This is a genomic window from Amycolatopsis sp. NPDC004079 (assembly GCF_040610415.1).
Lineage (GTDB): Bacteria > Actinomycetota > Actinomycetes > Mycobacteriales > Pseudonocardiaceae > Amycolatopsis > Amycolatopsis halotolerans.
The window spans coordinates 1-7,997 of the sequence record NZ_JBEXMH010000141.1; the positions used below are offsets into that span (position 1 = coordinate 1).

The 7,997-nt window shown below is 69.4% G+C and carries 8 protein-coding genes; 4 read left to right on the forward strand and 4 right to left on the reverse strand.

Annotated elements, in window-relative coordinates:
- Positions 1 to 521: 521 nt before the first annotated feature.
- Positions 522 to 2,270, reverse strand: coding sequence for a pyruvate dehydrogenase (locus ABZX37_RS48935; protein WP_354751196.1), 1,749 nt, complete (start codon positions 2,268 to 2,270; stop codon positions 522 to 524).
- Between the two features lie 127 nt (positions 2,271 to 2,397).
- Here ABZX37_RS48935 and ABZX37_RS48940 point away from each other — a divergent pair, with 127 nt between their 5' ends.
- Positions 2,398 to 3,144, forward strand: coding sequence for an SRPBCC domain-containing protein (locus ABZX37_RS48940; protein ID WP_354751197.1), 747 nt, complete (start codon positions 2,398 to 2,400; stop codon positions 3,142 to 3,144).
- A 2-nt stretch (positions 3,145 to 3,146) separates the two neighbouring features.
- On the opposite strand, the gene ABZX37_RS48945 is transcribed toward ABZX37_RS48940, so the two are convergent.
- The 3 genes from ABZX37_RS48945 to ABZX37_RS48955 all read right to left on the reverse strand — a co-directional run bounded on the left by ABZX37_RS48945 (position 3,147) and on the right by ABZX37_RS48955 (position 4,683).
- Positions 3,147 to 3,515: an SPW repeat protein gene (locus ABZX37_RS48945; protein ID WP_354751198.1), complete on the reverse strand. Its 369-nt coding sequence runs from the start codon at positions 3,513 to 3,515 to the stop codon at positions 3,147 to 3,149.
- Between the two features lie 60 nt (positions 3,516 to 3,575).
- On the reverse strand, positions 3,576 to 3,920 hold the full coding sequence (locus ABZX37_RS48950) for an STAS domain-containing protein (RefSeq protein WP_354751199.1): 345 nt from the start codon (positions 3,918 to 3,920) through the stop codon (positions 3,576 to 3,578).
- Positions 3,921 to 3,984: 64 nt separating this feature from the next.
- Positions 3,985 to 4,683 carry a DJ-1/PfpI family protein gene (locus ABZX37_RS48955; RefSeq protein WP_354751200.1) on the reverse strand — a complete coding sequence of 233 codons (699 nt, stop codon included), beginning with the start codon at positions 4,681 to 4,683 and terminating at the stop codon, positions 3,985 to 3,987.
- 98 nt (positions 4,684 to 4,781) lie between these two features.
- Between ABZX37_RS48955 and ABZX37_RS48960 the strand changes: the two genes are divergently transcribed.
- From ABZX37_RS48960 to ABZX37_RS48970, 3 genes are all read left to right on the forward strand, one after another.
- Positions 4,782 to 5,759: a helix-turn-helix domain-containing protein gene (locus tag ABZX37_RS48960; protein ID WP_354751201.1), complete on the forward strand. Its 978-nt coding sequence runs from the start codon at positions 4,782 to 4,784 to the stop codon at positions 5,757 to 5,759.
- Positions 5,760 to 5,827: 68 nt separating this feature from the next.
- Complete coding sequence (locus ABZX37_RS48965) at positions 5,828 to 7,570, forward strand: YibE/F family protein (RefSeq protein ID WP_354751202.1); 1,743 nt, start codon at positions 5,828 to 5,830, stop codon at positions 7,568 to 7,570.
- An 84-nt stretch (positions 7,571 to 7,654) separates the two neighbouring features.
- On the forward strand, positions 7,655 to 7,909 hold the full coding sequence (locus ABZX37_RS48970) for a hypothetical protein (RefSeq protein WP_354751203.1): 255 nt from the start codon (positions 7,655 to 7,657) through the stop codon (positions 7,907 to 7,909).
- Positions 7,910 to 7,997: the final 88 nt, after the last annotated feature.

A 7,997-nucleotide genomic window follows, 5' to 3' on the forward strand; every position in this document is an offset into this window, starting at 1 on the left:
TGTTTGTCAAGGCATCTTTCCCGCCTTGACAAACACCCCCGCGCCGTAGTCACAATCGGGCTTCGGGGTGCCCCACGCAACCAACGGGCCAATGTCGCCGCCAGGCGACGAGGCCCGACGAGCCCGTCAAGAGTGAATAATCAACTGCCACACGCTGGACGGCACCCCAGGCGGAGTAGCCCCCAGCGCCACACACTCAAAAACATGCGCCTTCCCTTGCTGCGCAAGAATGTTCCCAGCAGTCATACACTCCCCGTACGAACTGTAAAGCCGAGGCGTCCCAGGATCGTCAGCCAACGCCGTACCAGCCCCCGCCACCGCGATAGCCGCGGCAAGCACCCCAACAGAAGCCGCCTTGCGCACCACAGTCATGCACCACTCCTCGGATTCCCGCCCGCCCGGAAACCCCGGGCACAAACCCGACCTTCCCAGCACGCACAGCCGAACGGCCACCGTCCCAGGAGACCTCTGCCCGAACATCACCCAAGATCAGGCACCTTCAGCCCCGGAGAACGCCCGAATCAAGGCCGAGGAATGTTCCGCAAATTGGACTTGGCCAGCCCCAGCATCTTCCCCACTCCCCCGCTCAGCACAGTCTTGCTGGCCGCCAACGCGAACCCCTTAACCTGAGCAGCGGTAATATTGGGCGGAATGGACAACGCATTAGGATCCGTGACCACATCCAGCACCGCGGGCCCGTCATGCGCCAAAATATCCCTAAGCCCGTCCCGAACCTCCCCGGGCTTCTCCACCCGCCGCGAATACAACCCAGCCGCCCGGGCGATCCCGGCGAAGTCGACCTGGTCGTGGTCGGTGCCGAACTCCGGCAACCCGTCCACGAGCATCTCCAGCTTCACCATCCCCAGTGAAGAGTTGTTGAACACCACAGCCTTGACCGGCAAGGCATGCGTCTTGAGCGTCAACAACTCCCCCATCAACATCGCCAGCCCGCCGTCGCCGCACATCGCGACGACCTGCCGCCCCGGCGAAGCGGCCTGCGCCCCGATCGCGTGCGGCAACGCGTTGGCCATGCTCCCGTGCACAAACGACCCCAAGATCCGCCGCCGCCCATTAGGCGTGACGTACCGAGCCGCCCACACATTGCACATCCCGGTGTCCACAGTGAACACCGCGTCCTCGGCAGCTTCCTCGTCCAGCACATCCGCGACGAACTCCGGATGCAACGGAATATGGTTGGCGACCTCCGTCGTGTAAGCGTCGACCACGCGCTGCAGCCCCCGCTCGTGCTTGCGCAGCATGGCATGCAGGAACGACCGATCCCCGCGCTCACGCAACCGAGGCAGGACGGCGCGAACCGTGGCCCCGACGTCACCTTGGACCCCGAACTCCAGCACCGACCGCCGCCCCATCCGAGCCGGATCGATGTCCACCTGCACGGTATTCCGCTGCGGCAAGAAGTTGTCGTACGGGAAGTCCGTGCCCAGCAACAACACGAGATCAGCCTCGTGCATCGCCTCGTAACAGGCCCCGTACCCGAGCAACCCGCTCATGCCCACGTCGAACGGATTGTCGTACTGCACAAACTCCTTGCCCCGCAACGAATGCCCCACCGGAGCCCCGACCGCGTCAGCGAGCGCGAGCACCTCGTCATGCGCGTCCCGGCACCCCGCGCCGGCCATGATCATCACCTTCTCGGCCCGGTCGATCCGGTCGGCGAGGCGAGCGATGTCAGCCTCAGCGGGCACGACAGCAGGCGGGCTCCCCAGCGACGCCGACTCCCCCGTGGCGTGCGCGGCGGACTCATGCGACACATCCCCGGGCAGCACCAGCACCGCGGCCCCACGCCGCCCGACCGCGTTCTGCACCGCGATCCGCGCCAGCCGCGGCATCTGCTCCGGCGAACTCACCATCTCGCAGTAATGCGAACACTCGGCGAACAAATGCTGCGGATGCGTCTCCTGGAAGAACCCGGTGCCGATCTGCGTGGACGGAATGTGCGAGGCGATCGCGAGCACCGGCGCCCCCGAGCGATGCGCGTCGTAAACCCCCTGCAGCAGATGCAGGTTCCCCGGCCCGCAACTCCCCGCGCACACCGCGAGCCGCCCGGTCAACTGCGCCTCGGCCGCGGCGGCGAACGCACCGGCTTCTTCGTTGCGCACGTGCACCCAGTCGATCCCGCCGCGCGCCGAACCGCCGGTGCGGCGCACCGCGTCCACGACGGGGTTGAGGCTGTCGCCCACCACCCCGTAGATCCGGCGCACCCCGGATTGCACCAGAACGTCGATCAACTGGTCGGCCACCGTCGCCATGCTTCTGCGTCCCTTCGTGAGAGTCCCTTCGCAGTCTGTCACCGATCAGGCGAACCGCCACCGCATTGACAAGTATTATTGTCAATGGCACCGTGGCCAGGACCGACCACGAGGAGGAACGCCGCCGATGCCACGCGAGTTCGAGGTGCGCAAAGAGGTTCAGCTGCCCGCGGGACCCGAAGCCGTGTGGGAGGCGGTCGCGACCGGGCCCGGCATCGATTCGTGGTTCATGGGCCGCCACGAGGTCGACGCCGCGGCCAAGCGGATCCGCTTCCGCCTCGGCGAAATGCGCACCGAGGCGGAGATCACCGCCTGGGATCCCCCGCGCAGGTTCGCCTACCGGGGCGAGGCGGCCGAGGACGGCACGTTCGACGCGATGGAGTTCCTCGTGGAAGCGGCCGAAGGCGGCACTTCCGTACTCCGATTTGTGCACCGCGGGTTCGTCCAGGATGGCTGGGACGACGAGTACCACGAGTCGTTCGCCGTCGGCTGGGAGATGTACCTGCACACGCTCGCCGAACTGCTGGCGCACTTCCCCGGCCGTTTCGCGACGTACGTGACCGCCGACGGTCCGGCCTCGTCGGCGAGCCGCGACGCGTGGCCGAAGCTGCTGGCCGCGCTCGGCCTGCCCGCCGAATCCTCAACTGGGCAAGCGGTCCAGTTCAGGGTGGGCGGCGAAACGGTAGAGGGCGTCCTCGACTACTCGACCCCGAACTACGCCGGAGTCCGCACCGAGGACGCCCTCTACCGCTTCCACGAACGGTCATTGCTCGGCATGCCGATCGCGGTGGGACATCATCTGTTCCGCCCGGACGTCGACGAGACCGCCGAAATCGCGACCTGGAGCCGCTGGCTCGCCGACGCGCTCGGCTGACGTCAGCGGCGGCGCGACAGCAACGCCGCGCCACCGGCGGCCACCACGACCCCGGCGATCACGTTGCCGGTCACCGCGCCGGCCGACGGCACTGTTTCGTCGCCGTACCGAAGCAAGAACGGAGACACCGCGGCCCACGCGCCGAGCACCGGCAGTACCCAGGTCAACGCCTGAGCCCCGGAATCCCGCGCGCGCATCGCGGCGAAGATGACGATGGCGAGCCCGGCCACGGTGTTGCTCACCGCGAGTTCGGCGGCCCCGCCGAAGCGCAGCAGCCACGGCGCGGCGATCAGGTACAGCCCGGCCAGCACAGCGAGTCCCGCTGCACCCCCGGAGACCGCGGTCTTGCCGGACATCGTGCTGGTGGACATCTGGATCACCTCAGCAGATCTCGGTTCCACCCCACGGGTACCCAGATTCCGGCCGGGGATTCACGCCCCCGCGGCGGCGCACGCCTCCCGCAGCCCGCTGCGCACCGGAGCCTTGATCCCGGACACCGCGAAAGCGCGCAGCACGAGCGGCCCGGTCGCCACGATCGACAGCGTCGGCCGGACGTGACTCGTCTCCTCGAGCACGCGCAGCCCGGCGCAGCTGAGATAGCCGACCCGCGACAGGTCCACCACGAGTTTTCCGCCGGCTCCGGAGGCGGCGGAAAGCGCGGAGCGGAATTGCCCCACCGACGCGATGTCGATCTCGCCCGCAGCTGTGACCAGCACGATGTCGCCGTCTCTCCTGCTGGTGAAGACGGTCAGACCGGCATCCCCGCGAGAACCCATTGGCGGAACGGTACGCGCCCGCGAGGCGCTGGCAAACCGTCCCGCCTCAGCCGGGTGGGGCGATTCACGAGCGCGCCAGCAGCTTTTCGCGCAGCTCCGGCTGATCGGCGAGACCCTCGCGGACGATGTGGTCGACGAACGGCCGCATCTGCTCGTGCGGGGCGAGCGACCAGTCGAGCGGGCCGAGCGGCGGCCGCGGGTCGTACTCGATGCCGAACTGGACCAGCCGGGCGGCATCCGTCCCGCGCATCCGCTCCACCAGGTGCAACGCGAGGTCGATCCCCGCCGACACCCCGGCGGCGGTGATCACCTCGCCCGCGTCGACCCAGCGCTGCCGGACCGGCTTGGCGCCGAACGCGCGCAGGGTGTCCAGGAAGGTCCAGTGCGTCGTCGCTTCGCGGCCTTCGAGCAGCCCAGCTTGGCCGAGCAGCAGCGAACCGGTGCACACGGAGGTCATCAGTTCGGCGGACTCCGCGGCGCGGCGGAGATAGCCGACGAGCGTCTCGTCGCCGAGCGCGCGCAGCGTCGGCGCGGCGCCGCCGGGGACCAGGACCCAGGACGGGTCCGGAACCTGGTCGAAGGTATGGCTCGGCGCGATCCGCAGCGGCGTGTCGGTGCCGAGGGGTTCCAGGGTTTCGCCGACCACCGCCACGCGGACCGAGGGGTCCGCCGCCGCGTGGCTGTTGATCACCTGCAGCGGTCCCACCAGGTCGAGCGGCGTCAGGCCGGGGTACACGACGAACGCGAACGTCTTCTGAGTCATGCCGCCAGGCTCCCGCCCCCGCGGCCCGGCCGGGACACGCGTGTCCGAAATCCTGCGAACCCGGTTGATCCGGCCGGGCGAGCTGCTACCGTGCGGCCATGCCGAGTACCCCCCGGCAGGTCGTGATCCTCGGGTACCCCGACGCCGAACTGCTCGACATCGCCTGCGTGTCCGACGTTTTCGACGCCGCCACCCGGCTCGGCGCGGCCCGGCCGTACGAGGTCCGGCTCGCCAGCGTCGACGGGCTCCCCTTCGCCTGCCAGTCCGGGCTCACGCTCGCCCCGCACATCCGGATCGACCAGGTCCGCGGCCCGCTCGACACGTTCGTCGTCGCGGGCGGGCTCGGCCACTACGCCGCGGCCAAGGACGAACGGCTGCTCGCGCACGTACGGCGGCTGTCGCAGGAGAGCAGGCGGACGGCGTCGGTCTGCACCGGGGCGACCGTGCTCGCCGCCGCCGGGCTGCTGAGCGGCCGTCGCGCGACCACGCACTGGTCGCACGCTTCGCGGCTCGCCGAGCAGTACCCGTCGGTGACCGTGGATCCGGTGCCGCTTTTCGTGCGGCACGGCGACGTCTACACCTCCGCCGGCGTCACCAGCGGGCTCGACCTCACCCTCGCCTTCGTCGAGGAGGACCACGGCCCGACGCTCGCCCGCGAGGCCGCCCGGTCGCTGGTCACCTATTTGCAGCGGCCGGGAAACCAGGCCCAGGTGAGCATGTTCCTCGCCGGTCCGCCGCCGGAACACCGGCAGGTCCGCGACCTCACCGCGTACGTCGCCGAGCATCTCGCCGACGACCTCGGTGCCCCCGCCCTGGCGAACCAGGCCGGCATCAGCACCCGCCAGCTGACCCGCCTGTTCGACGCCCATCTCGGCACCACGCCGGGCAAATACGTCCGGACGGTGCGCGCGGAACACGCCGCCCGCCTGCTGTCCGGCACCGACCTCCCGCTCGCCGCGATCGCGCGACGCTGCGGTTTCGGCTCCACGGAGACCCTCCGGCAAGCGTTTCTGGACCATTTCGACACGCCGCCCTCGGCATATCGGCGCGTGCACCTCCGTTCTGCGCACGCCTGAACGAAACGCCGGATACGCCCGCCTCCTCCCCCACCCGGTACGGGTGAGCCGCGAGCCGGGAGGGCAGGATGTCCGCCGTGGCACCGCACGACTACCCCGATCAGGACCCCGACGACACCGGCCCGCTCCCGCGAGTGCCGGGCGAACCCGCGTCCCCCGCCGTGCCACCGCCCGCCACCCCTCCCCGCGCCCGTCCGGATGCTCCGCGCCGCCCACGCCGCGCCGAACCCGGCCGCACCGGCGAACCCGGCCGACCGGCCGACCGCGCTCCCGGGCGCACCGGCGACCCGGGACGCCGCCCCGAACGTCCTGACGAACCCCGACGCCCGCGCGCCGCCGCGCCACGGCCTCCCCAGCCCGGCGCACCCCGCGCCCCGCGCCCCGCGGATTCCCGAGGCTCCGAATCCGGCGAACTCCGCAGCGGCTCGCAATCGGGCGAACTGCGCCTCCCCCGCCGCCCCGGCGACACTCCGCCGCCCGGCACCCGCCGCCGTCCCCCGGCCCGCCCCCCACAGTCCGAAAAGGACACTCCCCAACCCGCCTCCGCCAAGGAAACCCCGCAGCCAACCGGACACGGCCACGGTCATGGACACGGCCACGGCCCGGCTGCCCCCGCGTCCCAGCGAGTCCGCAAACTCCTGATCTGGCTCCTGGCCCCGCTGGCCTTGGCGACCGTCGTAGGCATGATCATCCTGTACCCGTGGGGCAGTTCCCTGCCGAAAAGCGCCGTACAGCAAGGCACCCCCGTCCAGGCAGCGATCACCACCGCAACCTCCGGCCCGTGCCTGCAACCCGGCCAAGTGCAGGTCGGCTCGCAACCAGACCCGAACGCGAAACCGTGCCTCACCGTCGACCTGCACATGTCCGACGGCCCAGCAGCCGGAAAACCGGTACGGCTGACTGTCCCGATCGAACCAAGCACGCCACGCTTCACCGCAGGCGACAAGGTCGTCCTCGCCTACAACGGCGGCAACCCCCTCGACCCGCAGTCATTCACCCTCGTCGACTTCCAACGCGGCACCCCCCTGGTGCTGCTCGCCGCCCTGTTCGCAGTCGCCGTGCTCGTACTGGGCCGCTGGCAAGGCCTAGCCGCGCTAGTCGCCCTGGTCCTGAGTTTCGTAGTGATCGTCCTCTTCGTGCTGCCAGCAATCCTCTCCGGAGAAAACCCGCTGCTAGTCGCGATCGCCGGAGCAGGCGCGATCATGTTCATCGCCCTGTACCTGACGCACGGCCTGTCCGCGAGAACCTCAGTCGCCGTACTAGGCACCCTGGTCAGCCTCGCCCTGATCGGAATCCTGTCGGCGATCTTCTCCGCCGCCGCCTCCCTGACCGGCCTGGACGACAGCACCACCACCCTGATCGCCTCCCTAGGCCACGGCATCGACGCCAGAGGCCTGCTGCTGGCAGGCATCGTGATCGGCGCGCTGGGCGTGCTGGACGACGTAACGATCACCCAAACCAGCGCAGTATGGGAACTGCGCCGAGCGAACCCGTCCCTAGGCTGGCGAGACCTGTACAGCTCAGGCCTGCGAATCGGCCGAGACCACGTAGGCTCCGCGGTAAACACCCTGGTCATGGCCTACGCAGGCGCCGCACTGCCCGTAATGCTCTACTCCGCTATCTCCGGCGTAGGCCTGGGCTCCCTGCTAGGCAGCGAAGACATCGCCGCAGAAATCATCCGCACCCTGGCAGGCTCAGTAGGCATCGTCGCAGCAGTCCCAGTAACCACGGTCCTCGCAGCCCTAATCGCCTCCCGCGAACCCATCGACCACCTCATCAGCACCACCAAACCCGCAGAGTCACACCAGTAACACCCCGCGGCCCCCGCCCGGACACTCTCCCCGCGAATGAGGTACGAAGACCCGCGACGCCCGTACCCCCCGTAGGAGGGGCCTGTGTTCTCAGCCGTCCTGGCCGGACCCCGAGTCACCGTGCACCTGATCCGCCGCCTGTTCGCATCAGTGCTAGAGGCAGCCGAAACCATCCCGAAAATCGCCACCGCCCTAGACGAGGCCCGCACCACCCTGCGCCACCTAGAACGCCTGCTCACCTACGTGGCCGAAGAACTCCCAGAACTAACCGACCACCTAGACCAAATCCGCGCCCGACTAACCGCCCTAGACGAACACACCCGCACAGGCGCTGACTAACCCAGTCTCACGCACTTCCCTAAACCCGACCACAACGCGGGATCGCGTCGGCGTCTGAGGAGCGGTGTGATCGCCCCCAGGCGATCAC

Bases quoted from the DNA above. Each gene is read 5' to 3' on its own strand.
- ABZX37_RS48935 (WP_354751196.1), bottom strand. From the start codon at position 2,270: ATGGCGACGGTGGCCGACCAGTTGATCGACGTTCTGGTGCAATCCGGG.
- ABZX37_RS48940 (WP_354751197.1), top strand. From the start codon at position 2,398: ATGCCACGCGAGTTCGAGGTGCGCAAAGAGGTTCAGCTGCCCGCGGGA.
- ABZX37_RS48945 (WP_354751198.1), bottom strand. From the start codon at position 3,515: ATGTCCACCAGCACGATGTCCGGCAAGACCGCGGTCTCCGGGGGTGCA.
- ABZX37_RS48950 (WP_354751199.1), bottom strand. From the start codon at position 3,920: ATGGGTTCTCGCGGGGATGCCGGTCTGACCGTCTTCACCAGCAGGAGA.
- ABZX37_RS48955 (WP_354751200.1), bottom strand. From the start codon at position 4,683: ATGACTCAGAAGACGTTCGCGTTCGTCGTGTACCCCGGCCTGACGCCG.
- ABZX37_RS48960 (WP_354751201.1), top strand. From the start codon at position 4,782: ATGCCGAGTACCCCCCGGCAGGTCGTGATCCTCGGGTACCCCGACGCC.
- ABZX37_RS48965 (WP_354751202.1), top strand. From the start codon at position 5,828: ATGTCCGCCGTGGCACCGCACGACTACCCCGATCAGGACCCCGACGAC.